We start from the raw sequence: 19756 nt of genomic DNA on the forward strand, positions 1-19756 counted from the left end.
AAAGGATGAAAGGATGAAAGGATGAAATATTGGAGGATGAAATATTGGGACACCCAAAATTTATTGATTAAATCACACCGCTTTACTATGGTTAAATAACCAGCAGTAAAGAGGTGTTTTTCATGACCCAAGCACGCAGTAAGCAAGTATCCCTTCAAGATACCCGTTATTATCACTTAATCTCTCGCTGTGTACGCCGTGCCTATTTATGCGGAGAAGATGACTATACTAAACAAAACTTTGAACACCGCAGGCAATGGATGGTCGACCGTATTCGCTTTTTAACCTCAATTTTTGCTATTGATGTAGCGGCATATGCCGTAATGTCGAATCACTATCACCTTGTTGTGTATATTGATGAAAGTGAAGCACTTGCTTGGAATGACTATGAGGTTTGTCAGCGTTGGCAGCAGCTTTATCATAGCCATCCATTAGTTGAGCGATTACATAAAGGAGAAAGCAGTTGCCAAGCCGAAATTGATAAAGCGCAAGAGATTATCAATCAATGGCGAAGTCGCTTAAGTGATTTATCTTGGCTAATGCGTAACTTAAATGAATATATCGCCCGTAAAGCCAATACTGAAGATAACTGTAAAGGCAGATTCTGGGAAGGGCGGTTTAAGTCACAAGCGCTGCTTGATGAAAAAGCAGTAATTGTCTGTATGGCCTATGTGGACTTAAATCCCATAAGAGCGAAAATGGCAGATACGGTACAAACCGCAGAATACACCTCTATTTTTGAACGCATTCATGACAAAGCAAGTTATATTAATAACAAAGTGAAATTACCATTTACCCCTAAACCTTTAATGGGTTTTATGGGTAAGGAACATAAAAATTCACCTAAAGGTATAGCGTTCTCCCTCCTTGATTATTTAACCCTAGTAGAAGAAACAGGAAAAATTATTAAAGCAGATAAGCGCGGTAAGATTAATGAAAAAATATGCCCGTTGTTAAGGGCTTTAGGCATCAATAGTGACGATTGGTTACAACTTGCCAAGCATTTTGGTAAAAAATATCATCAAGCTGTTGGCTCGTTAGAAGAGCTTAATGCTTTTGCTGCCCACACAGGTAAGCAATGGATTGGCGGTCATCGACAGCAAGCAGCAATATTTCACTGACACCCTAAGTATATTATAAATCCCCTTAAACAGCATCTCGCTGGTATTCGTGTGGGTAAAATTCATTGGTCTGTCGTTTCACAAGCTAGATTAACCTAATAAGTTCATAGAAAAACACAATATCTACCATCGTCTGTATTTCGCAAAGCTATTTAGGTAATGTATTGTCTATTCTTTATTAAACTTAATGGATGTCCTAATCTATTCTTTCTAATCTATTCTCTCTAGTTGGAAACTCTAAGTAAATAATATTGAAAGGCGAATCAGGAGTGGTTCGCCTTTTTATTTGTTAACTATAAACCAATATATTGAGTATTATCTTTTTTACTCAAAGTATTTAAAGTTTAGACAAAAGAATTTAAAGGTTACAAACCTGAATAGTAAGTTGTTCTAATTTATATGCAGGCACGATACTATGATCCAATTTCCGTATATTTCTTTTCTTAAAACATCAAAAAGCATATGTAAATTACAAAATCTACCGTCTTCTTTGTACGCTTTATAAGCATGAGCTATAAATTATTTGCCATAGGTTTTCTAATGAATTACTCACCAAATTTATTGGCATGTTATTTAAATATATTATTAAGGCTCGTTTATTCCAAATTAAAGGTATTAAATTGTTTTTATTACCTTTAATTTAGATGGAATGCATGCATAACGAGCCATGTGTTGGCTCATATATTTCATGGCTTGTTATGCAAAGTTATATACGATGTTGAATACAACAAAAATTGCTGATAACTTATTAAATATATTATAAAAATGTGGTGCGTGAAAGATTGTGGTTAAAATTGTCGGCGCTTTAATCTTAAAGGCGTATTAATAAGCTGTTATAGCTTCAACAATAAAAAGAGAAATTAGTTATCAACGAAAAATACAACCTTAACTCTACTCGTCGAAATCCTTGGATTTATATTGGTGTCATCATATTTATATTTATATTTATAGGATTTGCAGTAACGTTGATTCCTAAAGCTTTTAAGATGACTCACGAGCAAATAGGAACCGGCTTGCCGGCTCTAGTGTTTATCTATGATCCAAACCTTGTAGTTAGCATAAGCCAGACTGAACAGATGAATAAAGCTCGTGATGATCTTGGTGACCAAGTTCTCTTTCTAATCGCCAAAATTAACACCCCAGAGGGAGACCAGCTTATCGCTGAACACCAAGCCAGCGCTGCGGAGATTTTACTCTTTGATACATCTGGGAGGCTGATTAAAAGGCAGTTCGCTTTGAAAAACTCTAGCGAACTAATCGAGTGGATCACGCTAGGTGGGCCTTAATTCTGGCACGCTAGTTTTATTCCTTGCAGTTCGTTCCTTTTACTAGAAAATAGTTGTTTTGTGCACGCTATTTTTTGCCAAAAGAGCAAGAAAGATAGATAAAAATTATCATTTTATAGTCTGTATGGCCAGTTAAGTGCATATGTTTTCCTATTAGTGCTCTACATATTTTTAAACATAAATCTGGATTATTATATTTTAAAATGTGCCAAGCCCAAAAAGTTGAGTAGACTTTAAAATATGGGGGTAAGTCGTCAATTGGCTTTAGTTTCTCTTTTTAAAAATCATTTTGTCAGCATAAATCCCTGTGAAAAAATAAATACGGGCGTTTGTGAAATGGTCAGTAACATGCAATTGACATGCATTACGTAGGGGTATCAATAAGGTACATACAAATGTATCTATTGATGCAGGTCCTGTTGGAATATTTTAAGTATTTGAATTAGGTTTACAAGGCCTTAAAGCGGTAGTTGTTGATAGTATTTCGAAACTTTGGGGGCTAGTGTTCATAACTTTATTCAGACAAACCTATCTATGATATTCCTGCTATTCCTATGCCTTCAGGCGAATCGATAACTGATGCGTTAAAAAAGCTATAGAGATTCATAAAGAAAGATAAAATTTAGTTTTATCAAAACAGAAAAAGGTATTTTACTTGAATGTAAGTCAGTAATTATTGCCACAGGAAGTGGCGCTTTTGAACCCGTTCGTTTAAAAGTGAAGGGAATAAAAGAGTTTGAAAACCGTCAACTTTTTATAAAGTGAAAGAAAAAATTTTATATAAAGATAAAAATGTTGTTGTTTAAGGTGGTGGTAGCGCTTTTGATTGGGCACTTATATTACAGCCCATTGCACAAAGTGTTCTGATGATTCACAGAAGTACTAATTTTAGAGCATCTGCAGCGAGTATTAATAAAATAGAGCAGCTATGTACAAGTTACGATATGCAATTTTTAAACGGCCAGGTCTTTGATTATACGAAAGATGGAGACTCACTAAGCAAGCCTATTGTTCGGTCTTCAGGCTTAAAAAGAACGGTTGATGTTGATCATTTACTTGTTATGTTTGGTCTCTCGTCAAAATTGGACCCATAGCTAATTGGAACTTTGAAATGAACTATGCTGTTGGAGACCTAAACTACTATCCAAGTAAAAGAAACTTAATTTTAAGTGGCTTTCATGAGTCAGCATTAGCGGCTTTTGCTATTAAGCAGTCAATGGATACGACAAAGCGTGTTGCTACGTTGTATACAACCACAAACCCCATCCTACAAAACTTGCTTAAATCTTAATATATAGCTACTAATTAAATGTTATCGCAAATTTAAACGGTTAAATTTAGGTCAAGATTTAACTACGCTACGACAAAGCGATAAGGCTTATTATAACGTTAAGGAGCATCAAATGAGATTTCATCAATTAAAAGAAATATATGAACATGTAATGGAAATCAATCAAGAATTGAATGGTTTATATAGCTGTTTTTTAGAAAACACCAAAGATGAACGAACACGTATTTTTCTTCATTATGTCATTGAGAAACAGGCAGAGAATATTCAAGGCATTAAGAAATTAATTAGCGATGAATCTATTGGCGTGCTCAGTACGTGGCTTGACGAGGATATTGAACATCAGATATCAGCGCGTATTAATAGTTTTAAAGCAAAGCCAGATGTGAGTATTGATATTGTGCTTGATATGACCACAGAAATAAGATTCCAGCTAAGTGAGTGGTTACTTCTTATTAAGGGGCTAGTTTCAAGCGAAACCGTTAAAACCCATCTTGAGAATTTAATTGAATTTCAACAGCTAAAGTCTCAACAACTTATGCACGCCGTTCACCGCATGGATGATATTTAACAACGTACTGTGATAGTCTTCTCTACTGGCAATTATCATGTTGTGTGTATATATAACATTAAGCAAAACACCTAACACCGTTTTTACAGTGAAGTATTTCCAATGGGTGGTGAAAAATGAGTGAGCAGGTGCAAAATAGAGTATGTCGTTAATTCTGCAATGCATATTATTATAGCTGGTGTTATTTCGAAGGCTAACATCAATAAGCTTGCAGGGATTGGCTGTCATAAAATCCTAACAAAAATTTTACGTGTTAAAAGTATCGCGGGCTACTTTTACTGCCTGCATACATTTTAGCCAGCGATTTTATCCACTAATGGCTGTTATATGGCTAAAGGAATATAGTGTGAGGTTTCCCCTTTTATTTTTATTATCAATATTTTCGTTAAACTGTTATGGCTTAACCAATTTAGAGATTAAAAACTGGCAAGATGATCTTGATGTTTACTCTCAAAGGCTAACAGAGAAGCACATAGACCTTTATCATACAATTTCCAAGCAAGCATTTAATAAAAAAATAATGCATCTGAAAAGCACTTTAGCGACGTTAACGAACAATCAGATTTTAGTTCAATTAATGAAGTTAACACACAGCATTGGCGACGGGCATACATCATTACCTTTATGGGGAGCTAATCTAAAAAGTTTTCCTATTCAATTAAAAATGATGCAAGGAAAGCTTTATGTTATTAAAACAACAAAAGATTTTAAACACCTTCTTGGCGCTAAACTTGAAACAATTGACGGTATTCAAGCAGAAGAAATTTATCTTTTATTTTCTCAACTCACGCCTTTCTCTGAAAACAAATACTCAACACAAGTAAGAGCAGCAGAGTATATTCCCAAAGCTGAACTGCTTAATGGCTTAGGGATTATTAACGATACAGATCACGCTTGGTTCACATTTAAAGTGGGTGAAAAGCGAGTAAAACAGCAATTAAAATCTCATCACTCAAACGAATATAACGCTTATCTCTCAATTGAAAACTACTCTTTATTTCCTGTAGAGGAAAAATTAAACGACAATCTTTGGTTTGGGGCGTCAAAAAATAAAAAAATAATTTATGTTAAGTTTCGTCGTTACACCTCAATATCGAACATGGGATCATTGGCTGAAGATTTACTTTCTTTCATTAATGAACAAGCGTCAGAAAAGTTGATAATAGATCTTAGAGAAAATTATGGAGGTAATTTTTTTGTCGGTTTAAAACTTGCTGAACTGCTTGTGTTGGCGGATAGCATTGATTGGAAATCAGGCGTTTATGTTCTTATTGATCATGCTACCTTCTCAGCTGCAATGAGTAATGCCGCCCAATTCTCACAACTATTGAATGCAAAGTTAGTGGGGGAGCCTACCGGTGCTAAACCTTCAGGATATCAAGATATGGGACAATTCACGTTACCAAATTCTACACTAGGGGTAACGTATTCAAAGCGGTTATATCATTTTGGTAATGACAAAAATGATGCGTTATACCCAGATGTTGCCATTGAAGTTTCAATTGATGATTACCTTTCTAATAATGACCCTCAATTGCAATGGATAATACATGATGTGGGATTGAATTAATCCGCTTATAACAACTTGCTTACACGGATCAAGCTGCGGTTGTGCTTGTTCCTAGTCAATTACACGAACCATTACTTAGCGTGTTACTGACCTAGTTAGTTAATCGTAGTTGCACAGATAATAGCTTTGAAAAATACTGTGTAAATAAAAGTGTTTAACCCTACAAGAATATGCAGACACGAGAGTGAAGATAATGACCTTTATTTTTAAAGCGCAAGTTTCTATCTGCAACGCTTTCTTACTCAGTTTCTTGATTCATATTGGGTTGGCGGGTAGTGCTCGAGCTAATACAATTTTAGAGCAAATAGAAGCACAAGAACACCTGCTTGGCGCTCGTATAGGTGTTTCTATTTATGATGTAAAAGCCAATGACTCATGGGATTATAATGGCAATACTAAATTTCCATTAATGAGCACATTTAAAGTACTTGCCTGCGCAAAATTACTTGCTGATGTTGAAAAAGGATTACAATCTTTTGATACTGCTACCGTTATAACCACAGATTCTTTGATTAATTGGTCGCCGATAACAAAAAAGCTTGTTGGTGAAAAAATCTCGTTAAAGGAGGCATGCTCAGCAGCGATGATCATGAGTGACAATACCGCGACCAATATTGTATTTAAAGGTATTGATGGACCCAAAGCTTTAACGCAGTTTATGCGTGCTATTGGCGATGAATTCACTCGGTTAGATAGAATTGAACCTGAATTAAATGAAGCACTTGATGGCGATAAAAGAGATACCACAACCCCAAATGCAATGGTGAAAAGTTTGCATACCTTATTATTTGGTGATGTATTATCTCGAGATTCAAAAGTGCAACTCAAGCAATGGATGATAGATAACAAAGTTACGGGGAGTTTATTGCGGTCGGTACTCCCTGAACATTGGTTCATTGCAGACCGTTCAGGCTCTGGGGGCTTTGGTTCCAGAGGAATTACCGCTGTTGTTTGGTCTGATAAACGAACACCGCTAATTATTAGTATTTATTTAACGCAGACCGATGCCACTTTCGCCCAACGTAATAAAGCCATTGCGGATATAGGCAAAGCAATATTCGCTGTTTATCGTAAATAAACGCTAAAGAATTTGTGAACATTTATTAAAAAACCGGCATAGGCCGGTTTATTAATTAACGTTACCTAGTCAGCGTTATGGCTAGAAAGTAAAGGTTTTGCTGTCTTTCCCTCCTTTTTCTGAGTCTACTGTTACCTGGTAACTGCCTTTGCCATCAACAATCCACTTAACGACGGTTGTTGAATGCCCAGCAATAGTTGCTACTTTAATTGTCGCTGGGTTTAAGTCGTGGTCAGTATGCGTGTTCGCCCCCTCACTAATGACCGTTAACCCACTTAATATTTTAAAGTCTTTAGATACTATAGATATACGGTCTTCAAAAGACAGGTTGTTATTAACATCTTGTGACAAGCGTGTCGGTATTGCTCTTTCATTTGCAATGTTAGCCGTGATCTCATACAAACCGTTACTGAGCTTACGTGTTGACGAACGTGTCACTTTTAGTTGTGGCATATGGTAGGCATGAAATAAGGTAAAGGCCATATTTCGGTGTGCTTCTTCCTCTAAAAGAAAAGAGGGGGGTGTTCTACCAAAATTTTTCTTAAAACCGCCTACTTCAATATCACCATAAATAGGGTGCTTTACTTTAGTCCAAGGCACAAACGCATCACCAAATAAAAGATGCGTGTTGAAATTATGATTTTGATTACCCAATTTGTCGCGTGTTTTGTCGTTTGGGCGAAACATGTTAGCAGAAGTCCACAGTTCATTGGTAAATGCCATTATGCCATTGTTGCCATAAAACCAGTCAAACTCACCACCGTAAACTTGATAGAGATCTTTCCAAGCAACAAGATAGCGATAATTTGGCAATATTTGTTCACCTTGGTTGGCAATAAAGTCGTATACGCCAATATCAGAACGAGTGTATTTGTTATTTGCTTTACCGGGGCCACGTAAAATCATACCGCCAGCATTGTGGTAACTTTGAGCGGCAGCAATGTTACGGTGAGCTTTAACAAATTTCGCAACGGCACTGGTTTCTTTTAATGAAAAAGGATAACGACGTGCACCTCTTTGAATATAAGCAGGCTCCCATTCATTTGCCCAGTCACGATTAGGATCATATTCGTAAACCCCTTTGCCATCTTCGTTTACACGGCCATCACCATCGTTGTCATATCCTTCAGCGCCTAACATACGATAATCGCCCGTTTGACCTTCAGCAACACGCACCATTAAGCCGGGGTATTTTTCGTCTTCTTTATGCGTACCACGTACCGTATCTTTGATACGCATGCTAGTAATGTGGCCATCATTATTGAGATCTTCTGGACCGTCTTCATCTATTTCACCGTCAAGGTCGTTGTCAGTGGGAACCATGCCAGAGCGAGGAGAGTGCGCGGTATTTGCTTCATTCATAAACCAATCACGTCCGTCAGGGTTTATGGTTGGCACTATATAGAAGGCTTTGTCGTTAAGCAGTTCGGTTATCCATTTCACTTTACCGTAGCTTTCCGTTAAGAACCAAGCGGTATAAAGAGAGACTTCTGTTCCTTGAATTTCATTAGAATGAATATTGCCATCAATATACATTGCAGGTTTTGTTGTATCATCGCCGTTGTTGTAATTGGTGATCTTGATAACAAAAATATCACGCCCTTCAAAGGACTGACCAATAGAGGCCAGTCGCGTAAGTTTTGGGTAGGCTTTATTTATTTTTTTAAGTATTTTTATCGTACTTTCTGAGTCGTAAAAACGATTCCAACGTATATCTACTTTAGGGTCTAGAGGGGCACCTAACGCTTGTAAACCGGTAAGTTTATCTGCGGCTTGTGCCGTTACATTTAATAAAGCCGTGACGGTTAAAATACCGATGAGCACTATTTTTTTCATAATTAAGCTCCAAACTTAACGGTTTGTTTTACTGCATCGATGACCGGTGAAGATATTTCAAATGAGGCATTACGATGCCCTTTGGTGTTGATCAGCCATTTGATTTCTTGTTGTCCGCCATGAGCCTCAATAGGCGCTAATAATGTCCGCTTGGAACCGCCAATAAAGTTTTCTTTAGGTAAATTCCATTGAACTCTTACTGGTAGCATCCAGCGCGTTAGCTTTCCCATTGCACTTTGTGTTGGCAGTTTGCCAGTATTTTTGATTTTTAAGGTGACTCGGTAAAGATCGTTGCCGAGCTTTTCAACGCTTTGACTGACTTTAAGTTTAGGAAATAACGTGGTTAATGAAGTAACGTATTCTGAACTCTTCGTCTGGGCAAAAACAGCAACATCAGGGTTGTTCAAGTAGGCAAGTCGAAATCCGCCCACTTCTACTTGCTCATCAGCAAAGTCGGGGTGAGCTATTTTTGTCCACGGCACTACAGCGCCTTGAAGCCCTTTACTTTTAGCATTAGCAACCAAACGGCTTTCTTTGGTATCAGAGATTTTCGCGTCTGTACTCTTTTTGTTATCGTCTTTATTTTCTGCAACATCCGTATCGTTTTTATTTTTGTCTTCACTCGTTTTTGCAATGGTTATTTGTTTGAAATTCCAACCATTAGTCGCTATAGACCACCTGCCACCATGAAAATAGGCCCAGTCGTGAAAAGTACCTTGTCCACGGTTTTTGGCGCTTACTGTCCAGTCTTTATGATCTTCGAGCCATAAGTTAGAAAATAACTTATAACTGTCAACATCTTCTTTAGGCATTTTATCGAAAGCTTCTAGTGGGCGTTTATATTCGCTGACTATTACTTTTTTGGCTGGCCAGTTTTCATGCAGATTGTCGTATTTAGAAAAGTTAACCGTTATCAAAATATTTTGATGATCGATCACAAAATCAATCAAGGCACGTGTTTCAGGTTCAGATGCTTGATTAACACCAGAGCCAACACCAAAATAGTCGTAGTTGTAGGTGAAATTTTTATTTATTGCTGCTCCGCCATAGCCGTCTTCGTCTAATTGGCCATCGCCGTCGTCATCTTTGCCTTCATTGAGTACTCGGTATTGACCTTCTTCGTTTTTCAATGGGTCTACTTTAACTAATAAATTTGGCGCTTGTTCACTGGGTTTGTACAAACCTGAACGGTCTGTGATCCTAAGTTGGGAAATAAAACCATCGTTGTTGAGATCGTTAGGGCCATCTTCATTTGTCTTTAAGTCGTTGTCGTCATCTGTTTCTAAATGATTAAACGTGGTTGAATAGCCATTTTTACCCAGCATAAAATTTGTTGCGTCGGGGTTGGGCATTGGCACAATAAATATACTCTTGCCATTTCGCTCTACTTTGCCTGACTTTAGATCTTCAATAAGACGCATAGCAAGTTCAGTACCTACCAAATAATCACCATCAACGTTTCCGGTAACCAGTACAGCGGGTGACTTTTCATCGCCAAATTGTGCCACAACTATCGATTTCCCCGAGCGAGAAGACCCTATTTGCTGAGTTTTTACACCCAGTTGTTTTAACTGTTCTAACATCTCAGCATGACTGGTGTATTGGTTAAGATAGTCTTGACCAACACAACTGCCAGAGATGAGGAATAACGCGAGTAGTCGCTTCATTTACTTGTATGCTCCTGTTAAAAAACGCTGAGTTGTTATAATAATTTTTTAAGCGAACTTAAATTATCCATAAAGAGTATATATTTTATTCAATGAATTCAAAGAAAAGTGCTTTAAATGAGCTGGTTTGTTAGATATTCAGGCTAAACGTCAAAAATGTCTAAAAAATTAAACAAGGTGAGTCAGGTTTACTCTCTGTAGAAGATAATAAACCTGACTTGCAGGAGTAAATGTATTGAAAGACCTTAGTTATAGCGGGCGCCTTTTTGTTTTATATCGCCTTTCGTAAAAAAGAATGGGGCGCTTTGTTGCTGTTCAGATATTTTTAAGTCATCTTATTTACTGTCTGCTATACGGATTGATGCTTTAATAATTTTAACCGTTTCTTTAGTTTTACCTCCTCGGCTACCTAAGGCTTCAATTTTAGCTAAGCTACCCTCTAAATCTGTGACGACTTTACCAAAAACAGTATGTTTACCATCTAAAAAGGGCGTAGGTAAAAAAGTAATAAAAAACTGACTACCGTCAGTACCTGGACCTGAATTTGCCATGCTTAATATACCCGCCTCACTATGACTTATGTCGCTCTTAAACTCGCCATCATATTTATAACCAGGGTTGCCAGTACCATTACCCATAGGGTCACCACCTTGTGCCATAAAACCAGGAATAACACGATGAAAAGTTAACTCGTCATAGAACCCCAGTTTAGTTAAATAAATAGTACTAGAAACATGCATAGGTGCAGAATCGGTTAAAAGCTTGATAGTCAAATTACCTTGGTTTGTTTGCAATTCCCAAAAGTAATCTTTACCTGGTGTAAAGGTAAGTAGTGGCGGTTTACGTAACGTGGTTTTCCAAGCAGGGTCAGTTTTATCTAACGTTTGTTTTGTTATAAATTTGTCTGCCGTTTTTAGGGCGGGATCTATGGGATTACAAGCGGCTAGCGTTATGATTATAAAAAGGCCAGCAATGATGTTTTTATTATTTTTCATAGGTAGTGTCTATTTTATTTCAATGAGTTAAAAGGAGTTAATTGATTAAATATTATCAGATATTAAGCGTGACTTTAAACTTTTAGTTGTCAATATCTTCAATATTGACACGCATAATTTCAGAAGAAATTGATTGCTGATGTTTATATTTAGTGGGTAACACCGCGATGACAACCCAATAACACATCATGAAAGAGTGGTGTTAAATACCTGTTACCACGGAAAATTTTAGCGTTAGTTCGTCACAAATACATCATTAAATTGCCACAATACTCACCTAGCATGACACGAACTTCAATTATATTTTAAAAATTTTGTTACTCATTTTATAAAGCGTCAATACAAGGAACAGTTATGCAAACTTATTTTCCAAAAAAACATTGGGTTTTACTGGCGTTAACGGCGGCTTTTTTTCAAACAGGGTGCAATAGTGACAATAATACCGTTGATGCAGTTCCTCTTGAATTTAATAACGAAGCCGTAGCTAAAGTCGCGGCTAAAGTGGTTGCTCAAGTAGGGGTAAGACCCTTATTTTTAATTAATGAAATGAAAAACAGTGAATTAAAAACTAAGCTTGAGCAGTGTAAAGATAATACGTTTTACCGTTCTGATTTCTCAATAGGACATCGTGGCGCTTCTATGCTCTTCCCAGAACATACCAAAGAGTCTTATCAAGCTGCCATTGATTCTGGTGCTGGTATTGTTGAATGTGATGTTACCTTTACCTCAGACAAGGCCTTAGTGTGTCGTCACTCTCAATGTGATTTAGCCACAACAACTAATATTCTAGCCATACCAGAGCTCGCGGCTCAATGTTCACAGCCATTCTCTCCGGCAGACCTAGCCAATGGCGCATTAGCTACCGCCAAATGCTGTACAAGTGATATTACGCTTGCCCAATTTAAAGCACTTAAAGGTAAGATGGATGGTGCGAACTTACAAGCAACTACCGTAGAAGAATACATGCGAGGCACACCTGATTGGCGTACTGACCTTTACTCAGGTACAGGAACATTAATAACGCATGCTGAAAGTATCGCCATGTTCAAAAATGCCGGTGTTAAAATGACACCTGAATTAAAGGCCGCTAGCGTACAAATGCCCTTTGACAACTTTAGTCAAGCAGATTATGCGCAAAAAATGCTCGACGAATACATAGTTGCTGGCGTGCCAGCATCTCAAGTGTACCCACAATCATTTAATCTTAAAGATGTTGAATATTGGATAGCGAATGACTCAGCGTTTGCTAAACAAGCGGTATTTCTTGATGGTAGAAATAGTGAGGCTGGTTTTGATCCGCAAAATCCAGAAACTTGGACCCCAAGTATGGACCAGTTAAAAAGCCAAGGTGTTGAGTATATAGCGCCACCTTTATGGATGTTGGTGACCTTAAATTCAGCAGGTGAAATTATACCTTCTGAATATGCTAAAGCAGCTAAAGCCGCTGAACTTAACATTATTGCATGGTCGCTTGAACGTTCAGGCTTATTAGCCAATGGTGGTGGGTGGTATTATCAAAGTATATCCGACGCAATAAATAACGAAGGTGATGTACTTATATTGTTAGATGTTTTAGCAAAGGATGTAGGTGTTGTTGGTGTGTTTTCTGATTGGCCAGCAACGGTTACTTATTACGCTAATTGTATGGGGCTTGATAAAGAGTAAAGGGAATAACGAAAAAACTTTATAACAATGAATACGAATTTCAGTATTCATTGTTATAATTTATGCTGGATTACGCGCTAAACGCTATTTTTATTCAGAGACTCAACAGCATAGAGTAAATCTAACAGACTCTTTAGACGTATCTATTTCAGCTCAAATTCATCCGCATCTAAAAAGGCAGGGAAGTTAGCTTTAAATTTTTCAAGTTTGCTAAAATCAAGCTGTGTGGCAATGATTTTTTGTTGATTATCAGTGGCACTAAGTATGTTTTCACCGTCAAAATTAATGATGGTTGTTCCACCTGAGTGAGGAACATTATTGCCGTCTGCACCAACGCGATTAACCCCCACAACAAAGCTTTGATTTTCCATTGCACGTGCTTTTAATAACGTGTCCCAAATATGACGTCGTGGGGCCGGCCAATTAGCAACATTAACCATTAAATCATAGTCTTGACGGTTTCTCGACCAAACAGGAAAGCGTAAGTCATAACAAACTAATGGCAGTATTTTTATGCCGTTAATCGTGATCACTTTTCTGTTTTGGCCCTGTTCTACATGGTCTTGCTCTTTACCTAAACGAAAAAGATGACGTTTATCATAATGTTCAACGGTTCCATCAGCAAACACCCAATAAAAACGATTGACCTTTTTATCGTGTTGGCTCACTAACACCGTACCCGCGACGACACAGTTGTATTGCTTTGCCATTTTTTTTAACCAGACTAAAGCCATGCCACCATCTTCTGGTTCTTGCACGTCTTCTCTGTTGATACAAAAACCGGTTGAAAATGTTTCTGGGAGTAATAATAAGTCGACAGCCGTATTGTCAATAAAGTGATCGCGGATCAGCTGTTCTAATTGCTTTAAATTGGCTTGTTGGTCTAACCAATGAATATTAAACTGTACTGCGGCTATGGTTAAAGTTGACATAATATTCCTGCGGCTTTTAGTAAGGTTTCGTCATTTTTAGCAAAACACAGTCGTATCACTTTATGCTCTTGATGATAAGCTTCCCTATGTTCTGCGGGATAAAGCGGACTCAGTGGAATAGCCGCAACGCCTATTTCTTTGGTTAACCATATACAAAAATCACGATCATTTAACGTTGATATAGCTGAATAATCTAGTAATAAGAAGTAAGTGCCTTTTGATGGAAGCAGGGTAAAGCGAGAGTCTTTTAAGGCTTTTATGAGTAAATCTCTTTTTTGCTGATAGAAACTGGCTAACGCAGTGATATGTGATGGTTGTTCTTTCAACATTTGTGCAATAGCAATTTGTGCTGGCGTGAATGAGCAAAAGGTAACGTACTGATGAATTTTTCTAAATTCGGCTGTAAGTTCAGCGGGTGCGGCGCAATAGCCCATTTTCCAACCAGTACAATGAAAGGTTTTACCAAAGCTAGAAACAACAAAGGCACGTTTAAATAAATCAGGGTAACGTAAAACACTCTCATGGCGTAAACCATCAAAGGTCATGTGTTCGTAAACTTCGTCGCTAATGACATATAAATCGTACTTCTCAACCAAAGCTTGTAGCGTACGTAAATCAGATGCGTTTAATATTGAACCTGTTGGGTTGTGTGGGCTATTAATAATAATGGCACGTGTTTTTGTATTAATCGTTTGTTCAACTAATAGCCAATTTATGGCATAACTTGGCGCAGCAAGTGCAATATGTCGACACGTGCCTCCGGCAAGTTCAATCGCTGGTTCATAAGAGTCGTAGGCGGGATCGAAAATAATTACTTCATCATTTGGGCTGATCAGCGTTTGAATCGCAACCCATAATGCCTCGGTAGCACCTGAGGTAATGGTAATATTGTTTAGACCATTGAGTTTTTTTTCATCAGTTAAATGCGATTGATATTGCCTATGTACCATTTCTGCAATTTGCGTTAATAAATCGGGCAAACCGTTTGAAGGGGAGTATTGATTTTTTCCTTCATTGATCGCCTGATTAATTTTATCTTTTAAAAAAGCAGGCGTGTCAAACTCAGGAAAGCCTTGAGATAAATTTATGGCTTGGTGTTGATTTGCCATCATCGACATCTCAGTGAAAATACTGGTATCTACGTTGGGCAGTTTACGGGTAAAAGAAGATGGCACAAATGGCTCCCTTGATTTCTTAGGTGAATATGTTTCGGTGGTCAGTGTTTAAGTTAGCATTGTTCAAGAGGCGATAGTTTTAATTTGAATAGGCATTGAACGCATCAACCGAATGTTAAGGCTAACAGCTGACGAGTTCAATCGTTATCATGTTTAAATATTAAGTGCCTTCTAAAGGGGCTTAAATTAATAAAAGAACTAACAGGTTAACATGGTTAAAGCGCGACATAATTAACGCACACTTTTATTCCTCACCGTTAAGACAAGTAAAGCTATTGAAATGGCGAGAAAATAGTAAGGTGTTTCTGCTTGCCAACTTACTTGGCTATTAACACCAAAAAAGTCTAGATATAACGCTGCTTGAATCGGTCCCACATACCAAATTGCTGGGTATAGCACTTCAAACATACGTTTTGTGCCAGTAAATGCACCACAAAAATAGGCAAGTGATACGGTAAATGAAATAGCTATAATTAATTGAATGATTAACAGCCACTCGGACATTGCCGCAAATCTAAGTGCACTTCCTAAACTTGCCATTGTCAATAACACCCATGCTGAAGAGTAGCTGGCTAAACTTTGCTGTATTGCTGACTTTTTACTGTAGGTTATTAATTCGGTAGTATTCGCTTGTTTCTCTATTTGTCCGAGCTGCGAAACGACTAAAACACACCACAACCATGAAAGCGGCAAAAATACGTTGACCAATAATTGCTGACTAATAAACAACTGTATGATGTTTAATGTTAAAAGTCCCATTACCCAGTAAGTTGAATGGCCTTTGAGTAATAATTTTAGCTCTAATCGTAATAAACGTGTAAAAGCGTAATGCTTGGTTAGCAAATAAAAAGGAATATCAAGTCGGCTGATCACTTGTGTGTTTAAGAAGTTAACTAATTTTGACGACTGTTTGTTTTCGGTAAGTGAATGTTGACTAAAACGATCAAAAAATATCACTGCAATTATAAAGCAGCTCAAGCTAATAATCAGTAAAGGTATGATACCCAACAGGTTCGAAATTGATGGTTCTATGCCTTGCCAAATAAAAGTGTTAACGGTTTCTACTTCATTGACTATGGTAACGCCGATATGTGTTGAGCCTTGTTGTAGCGGAAAACGTTCTGCAACCTCTGTATCTAGTTGAGAAAGTATTGCGCCTATTCCTGAAACACTTTCAATGGATTGAATAATCGAACCGGTCCATAAGAAAAAATAAACAACATTACCCAAGCCATTTTTAAGCCATTTAATTGTTTCAAACATTATCGCTAATGAAGCAACCGCTAATAGCATTGGCAATACAAACACTAATTGTGGCCAGGCTAACGCCCAAAGGTCTATTTGATAGCTTTCTCCGTAGTAGAGCTGAAGTAAAATACAACTGATCAACATAACCATCACGATAGAAACTAAAATGAGTACATTAGTACACCATTTTGCAAATAAAAAAGTGAGCTTGTTAATAGGCGTTGCTGCAATAAGCTCACTGGTCATTGATTGTCGGTCTAATTCAAGCCCATTCTTGACCAGATAAAAACAGATGAGTGGTAGAAATAAAACGTTTAACATTGCCAAACAAATACCGAGCCAAGCACTGTTATAAATACCTCGGTAACCATTGACCACTAGCGTTTGATATTGATCATCTAGAGAAGGGAAAAAAAGTAAGGTTAATACCGACATTGCCAGCAAAGTAACAACAAAACTTTGTTGGCGCGTTCGTTGTTTAAAGTCGGCGAGAATACATTGCCATAACTGACTCATTAACATGCCCTCGACAGATCAGTTTGAGCACGTTTATTACTGGTAAAGTACAGGTAGGCATCTTCTAGTGATGGTGCTCTTGACGTTGCTCGAGCAGCAGGGCAATAGTCAGCGACAATGTTTAATTCAACCTTGTTTTCTTTTCGTACGCTGTGACTAATAATAAAGTCGTGCTGAACTTTTTTTAATTCACTGACATTGCAGGTGAGGTGCCAGCACTTATTCGCTACTTTATCTTGCAGTGCGCTTGGCGTTGCTGACTGAATTAATTGTCCCGCTTGCATAATAGCAATACGGTCGGCTATCGATTAAACATCTGCTACTATGTGCGTTGAAAATATAATGCAACGATCATCGGCTAACTCAGTTAATAGCTGGCGAAAATTTGCACGCTCTTGCGGATCTAAGCCAACAGTTGGCTCGTCGATAATCAGTAACTTTGGATCATTGAGTAAAGCTTGTGCAATACCAATACGTTGTTTCATACCACCGGAATAGCCTTTTAATGGTAAATGTGCGGCATGTGTAAGATTGAGTTTATTAAGTAAATCTTCAATTTTTTGCTTGGCTAAAGATTCATTTAATCCCTTTAGCCCGGCCATATATTGCAAAAACTCAGTACCTGACAACTGGTCATAAACACCGAAATATTGTGGTAAGTAACCGAGTTCGTTACGCAATAACTGCGGTGACTTGATAATATTTTGTCCTTGCCATAGAATTTTCCCTTGGCTAGGCTTTGTGATCGTTGCAAGAATACGCATTAAGGTAGACTTTCCTGCACCATTAGGACCTAACAAACCTAAAATTCCAGGTACAACGTTTAATGACAGCGACTTTATGGCGAATTTTGCATTTTTGCCATCTTGGTATTGATGACTAAGTGATTGAATATCCAATAGCATTATAGTTCTCTTCCTCATTAAGATGAGATCAATTTAGCAAATATCACGCCAAAAAATAAACACTTACAAATCAAAAGTTTAAGTTGGGCTGTGAGTTTTTGAAATTTACCCGCTTGATCAATCTCACTAACTATTAGTGAAATAAATAAAAATTATTGAGCGAAGCTTAACTAGAGGTTGGTATAATCATTATTCTTTTTAGGAGCGTTATGTGAAAATTTTCAGTGCTTTTATTGTCAGCGTGTTAGGGCTTTTTTCAAGCAACACTGATGCGGGTGAATTAAAAAAAATTGATATAAGCGAGGTTATTTCAAAAGAAGAATTTGCCTTATATAAAAATGTTGCCGATTTCATTGAAAAATCACCTAAAGTGACGATTATTGTTCAACCTGATCAAGACGATGTCTCTATCTATGGCACAGATGTTGTTAAATCTCTTACGGGTTCAGATTGTAATAGAGATGGTGTTATGGACGATAATGCCACTTGTAACGCGGTTTATTATAAACTTTGGATGATATATGAGCGTTAATTTACAACATTAATAGGTAAATAAGCCCAAAATTATAAATTATATAAACAACATTTTTAGTCCAATTAATATCAGTACTATACCTCCTAATAACTCTGATTTACTTTCGAGCCATGTACCACTTCTTGCGCCAATAAAAACACCAATAGCACTGAAAAACAATGTGGTAATACCGATTGTCGCGCATGCAATAAACGGATTGACCTCAAGTATCGTTAAAGAAAATCCTGCCGCCATTGCATCTATACTGGTTGCTATAGCAAGCACCAACATGATCCTATGGGTAATTTTAGCGATATCTTCTTCTATGCCTTTAGAAAGCGATTCGTAAATCATTTTTCCACCAATTAATACCCGTAAGAAAAATGCTATCCAAGGTGCATAAATCCCAACCCAACTAAAAAGACCTATACCGCCCATATAACCTAATAAAGGCATTAATTCTTGAAAAATACCAAAGTATAACCCAGCCATAACCGCAAGCGAGGTGGTTTTTTTCGTGCATTTTTATCCTAAACCTATTGATACCGAAAATGTATCCATACTTAATGCTAATGCGAGAATGACTATGTTGAACACTTTGTAAACTCCAATGAATATAATTTTTACGTTAATATGTTTCATGAAAAATAATTCTCATCGTAAGGGCTAATTAAAGCTATCTCGAGCACACCAATACCTTTCACGGTATGCTTATAGAGATTTAACCCCGTTGTATTTCCATCCTTAAAAGCTATTTGAAATAACGTGTTGATTAAATCTAAGTAACAGTAATCATCATTTGATCACGTTGCTGTTTTAAAACATCACCTTATTTTTATTGAATATAAATATAGGTTATGCAATCATTTACGCTAATTATCATAGTTTGTAGGTTCTTGTGACTTTTAAATTATCTAAAACATTAATAGTATTGCTCGCTTGTATGGCCTTTGTTGGTCAGGCAATGGCGTCGACTATTATGTCTTATCATATGATGAATATGAAGGTAATGAACGAGCAATCGCAAGACATGTCTATGATGGATCACAGTGACCATAATATGGTTGTTGCTTCTGGCAGCTTTGAGGAATTAGAGGCTGCTGATAAATCGATGAAAGATTGTTGTGATAGTACCTGTAACTGCTTTACAGGAGGGTGCTCAATGATCATTGCATTGATGAGAAATGTTACAGATAACGGCCCGATCGTTAATTTTTCATTTAAAATACTTTCCTTTTCTCATTTGGCATTAAGCCAACAACCATCGTCTTTATACCGCCCACCCATATTAAGCTAAATACAGCATCATTGTGTCCAAATTTTGGCGCATTTATGTAACGATACACTGTATTAGGCTTTTTTGATGTCGTTTTTTATAACGACTTTATC

At 37.3% G+C, this 19756-nt stretch carries 18 protein-coding genes and 1 pseudogene; 10 read left to right on the plus strand and 9 right to left on the minus strand.

Annotated elements, in window-relative coordinates; all coding sequences use genetic code 11:
• Nucleotides 1-122: 122 nt before the first annotated feature.
• The 7 genes from H4J52_RS18630 to bla all read left to right on the plus strand — a co-directional run bounded on the left by H4J52_RS18630 (nt 123) and on the right by bla (nt 6914).
• Nucleotides 123-1121, plus strand: coding sequence for a transposase (locus tag H4J52_RS18630; protein WP_182225373.1), 999 nt, complete (start codon nt 123-125; stop codon nt 1119-1121).
• Nucleotides 1122-2107: 986 nt separating this feature from the next.
• Complete coding sequence (locus H4J52_RS18635) at nt 2108-2407, plus strand: hypothetical protein (RefSeq protein ID WP_220460075.1); 300 nt, start codon at nt 2108-2110, stop codon at nt 2405-2407.
• An 866-nt stretch (nt 2408-3273) separates the two neighbouring features.
• Nucleotides 3274-3501: a hypothetical protein gene (locus tag H4J52_RS19720; protein WP_220460659.1), complete on the plus strand. Its 228-nt coding sequence runs from the start codon at nt 3274-3276 to the stop codon at nt 3499-3501.
• Nucleotides 3502-3518: 17 nt separating this feature from the next.
• Nucleotides 3519-3698 (plus strand): hypothetical protein, encoded by a 180-nt coding sequence (locus H4J52_RS19725; RefSeq protein WP_220460073.1) that lies wholly within the window; start codon nt 3519-3521, stop codon nt 3696-3698.
• 112 nt (nt 3699-3810) lie between these two features.
• Nucleotides 3811-4266 (plus strand): hypothetical protein, encoded by a 456-nt coding sequence (locus H4J52_RS18645; protein WP_182180888.1) that lies wholly within the window; start codon nt 3811-3813, stop codon nt 4264-4266.
• A gap of 346 nt (nt 4267-4612) precedes the next feature.
• A complete protein-coding gene (locus H4J52_RS20325; protein ID WP_182225374.1) occupies nt 4613-5836 on the plus strand; it encodes a S41 family peptidase in 1224 nt (407 codons plus the stop codon).
• Nucleotides 5837-6029: 193 nt separating this feature from the next.
• A complete protein-coding gene (bla, locus tag H4J52_RS18655; RefSeq protein ID WP_182180886.1) occupies nt 6030-6914 on the plus strand; it encodes a class A beta-lactamase in 885 nt (294 codons plus the stop codon).
• Nucleotides 6915-6995: 81 nt separating this feature from the next.
• On the opposite strand, the gene H4J52_RS18660 is transcribed toward bla, so the two are convergent.
• The 3 genes from H4J52_RS18660 to H4J52_RS18670 form a co-directional block, all read right to left on the minus strand.
• Nucleotides 6996-8750, minus strand: coding sequence for a M14 family metallopeptidase (locus tag H4J52_RS18660; protein WP_182180885.1), 1755 nt, complete (start codon nt 8748-8750; stop codon nt 6996-6998).
• Nucleotides 8751-8752: 2 nt separating this feature from the next.
• Nucleotides 8753-10417, minus strand: coding sequence for a M14 family zinc carboxypeptidase (locus H4J52_RS18665; protein ID WP_182225375.1), 1665 nt, complete (start codon nt 10415-10417; stop codon nt 8753-8755).
• A 335-nt stretch (nt 10418-10752) separates the two neighbouring features.
• Nucleotides 10753-11412, minus strand: coding sequence for a peptidylprolyl isomerase (locus H4J52_RS18670; protein ID WP_182180883.1), 660 nt, complete (start codon nt 11410-11412; stop codon nt 10753-10755).
• A gap of 354 nt (nt 11413-11766) precedes the next feature.
• Between H4J52_RS18670 and H4J52_RS18675 the strand changes: the two genes are divergently transcribed.
• On the plus strand, nt 11767-13077 hold the full coding sequence (locus H4J52_RS18675; RefSeq protein WP_182225376.1) for a glycerophosphodiester phosphodiesterase family protein: 1311 nt from the start codon (nt 11767-11769) through the stop codon (nt 13075-13077).
• A 143-nt stretch (nt 13078-13220) separates the two neighbouring features.
• Here the strand turns inward: H4J52_RS18675 and H4J52_RS18680 are convergent, their stop codons facing one another.
• The 5 genes from H4J52_RS18680 to H4J52_RS18695 all read right to left on the minus strand — a co-directional run bounded on the left by H4J52_RS18680 (nt 13221) and on the right by H4J52_RS18695 (nt 17853).
• Nucleotides 13221-14009 (minus strand): amidohydrolase, encoded by a 789-nt coding sequence (locus H4J52_RS18680; protein ID WP_182223863.1) that lies wholly within the window; start codon nt 14007-14009, stop codon nt 13221-13223.
• A complete protein-coding gene (locus tag H4J52_RS18685; RefSeq protein ID WP_259366566.1) occupies nt 13997-15127 on the minus strand; it encodes a methionine aminotransferase in 1131 nt (376 codons plus the stop codon). The genes H4J52_RS18680 and H4J52_RS18685 overlap by 13 nt, the downstream gene beginning before the upstream one ends.
• 288 nt (nt 15128-15415) lie before the next feature.
• Complete coding sequence (locus H4J52_RS18690; protein WP_182180879.1) at nt 15416-16948, minus strand: hypothetical protein; 1533 nt, start codon at nt 16946-16948, stop codon at nt 15416-15418.
• Entirely contained in the window at nt 16948-17232 is a 285-nt protein-coding gene (locus H4J52_RS20185) for a hypothetical protein (protein WP_259367887.1), read from the minus strand. The genes H4J52_RS18690 and H4J52_RS20185 overlap by 1 nt, the downstream gene beginning before the upstream one ends.
• Nucleotides 17233-17256: 24 nt before the next feature.
• A complete protein-coding gene (locus tag H4J52_RS18695) occupies nt 17257-17853 on the minus strand; it encodes an ATP-binding cassette domain-containing protein (RefSeq protein ID WP_259367888.1) in 597 nt (198 codons plus the stop codon).
• 211 nt (nt 17854-18064) lie between these two features.
• On the opposite strand from H4J52_RS18695, the gene H4J52_RS18700 reads away from it, so the two are divergent.
• A complete protein-coding gene (locus H4J52_RS18700) occupies nt 18065-18385 on the plus strand; it encodes a hypothetical protein (protein ID WP_182180877.1) in 321 nt (106 codons plus the stop codon).
• A 39-nt stretch (nt 18386-18424) separates the two neighbouring features.
• On the opposite strand, the pseudogene H4J52_RS18705 reads toward H4J52_RS18700, so the two are convergent.
• Nucleotides 18425-18928, minus strand: a pseudogene (locus H4J52_RS18705) (manganese efflux pump MntP family protein).
• A 337-nt stretch (nt 18929-19265) separates the two neighbouring features.
• Between H4J52_RS18705 and H4J52_RS18710 the strand changes: the two are divergent.
• Nucleotides 19266-19664, plus strand: coding sequence for a hypothetical protein (locus H4J52_RS18710; protein ID WP_310649613.1), 399 nt, complete (start codon nt 19266-19268; stop codon nt 19662-19664).
• Nucleotides 19665-19756: the final 92 nt, after the last annotated feature.

It is taken from the genome of Colwellia sp. MB02u-14 (genome assembly GCF_014076915.1).
In the GTDB taxonomy this organism is placed as follows: Bacteria; Pseudomonadota; Gammaproteobacteria; order Enterobacterales; family Alteromonadaceae; genus Colwellia_A.

Excerpts from the sequence above, each read along its gene's own strand:
- H4J52_RS18635 (WP_220460075.1), top strand. The coding sequence starts at position 2,108 with ATGACTCACGAGCAAATAGGAACCGGCTTGCCGGCTCTAGTGTTTATC.
- H4J52_RS20185 (WP_259367887.1), bottom strand. The coding sequence starts at position 17,232 with ATGCAAGCGGGACAATTAATTCAGTCAGCAACGCCAAGCGCACTGCAA.
- H4J52_RS18675 (WP_182225376.1), top strand. The coding sequence starts at position 11,767 with ATGCAAACTTATTTTCCAAAAAAACATTGGGTTTTACTGGCGTTAACG.
- H4J52_RS18630 (WP_182225373.1), top strand. The coding sequence starts at position 123 with ATGACCCAAGCACGCAGTAAGCAAGTATCCCTTCAAGATACCCGTTAT.
- H4J52_RS18645 (WP_182180888.1), top strand. The coding sequence starts at position 3,811 with ATGAGATTTCATCAATTAAAAGAAATATATGAACATGTAATGGAAATC.
- H4J52_RS18670 (WP_182180883.1), bottom strand. The coding sequence starts at position 11,412 with ATGAAAAATAATAAAAACATCATTGCTGGCCTTTTTATAATCATAACG.
- H4J52_RS18685 (WP_259366566.1), bottom strand. The coding sequence starts at position 15,127 with ATGTCGATGATGGCAAATCAACACCAAGCCATAAATTTATCTCAAGGC.
- H4J52_RS19720 (WP_220460659.1), top strand. The coding sequence starts at position 3,274 with ATGATTCACAGAAGTACTAATTTTAGAGCATCTGCAGCGAGTATTAAT.
- H4J52_RS18680 (WP_182223863.1), bottom strand. The coding sequence starts at position 14,009 with ATGTCAACTTTAACCATAGCCGCAGTACAGTTTAATATTCATTGGTTA.
- H4J52_RS18695 (WP_259367888.1), bottom strand. The coding sequence starts at position 17,853 with ATGCTATTGGATATTCAATCACTTAGTCATCAATACCAAGATGGCAAA.
- H4J52_RS18665 (WP_182225375.1), bottom strand. The coding sequence starts at position 10,417 with ATGAAGCGACTACTCGCGTTATTCCTCATCTCTGGCAGTTGTGTTGGT.
- H4J52_RS19725 (WP_220460073.1), top strand. The coding sequence starts at position 3,519 with ATGAACTATGCTGTTGGAGACCTAAACTACTATCCAAGTAAAAGAAAC.
- H4J52_RS18690 (WP_182180879.1), bottom strand. The coding sequence starts at position 16,948 with ATGAGTCAGTTATGGCAATGTATTCTCGCCGACTTTAAACAACGAACG.
- H4J52_RS18660 (WP_182180885.1), bottom strand. The coding sequence starts at position 8,750 with ATGAAAAAAATAGTGCTCATCGGTATTTTAACCGTCACGGCTTTATTA.
- bla (WP_182180886.1), top strand. The coding sequence starts at position 6,030 with ATGACCTTTATTTTTAAAGCGCAAGTTTCTATCTGCAACGCTTTCTTA.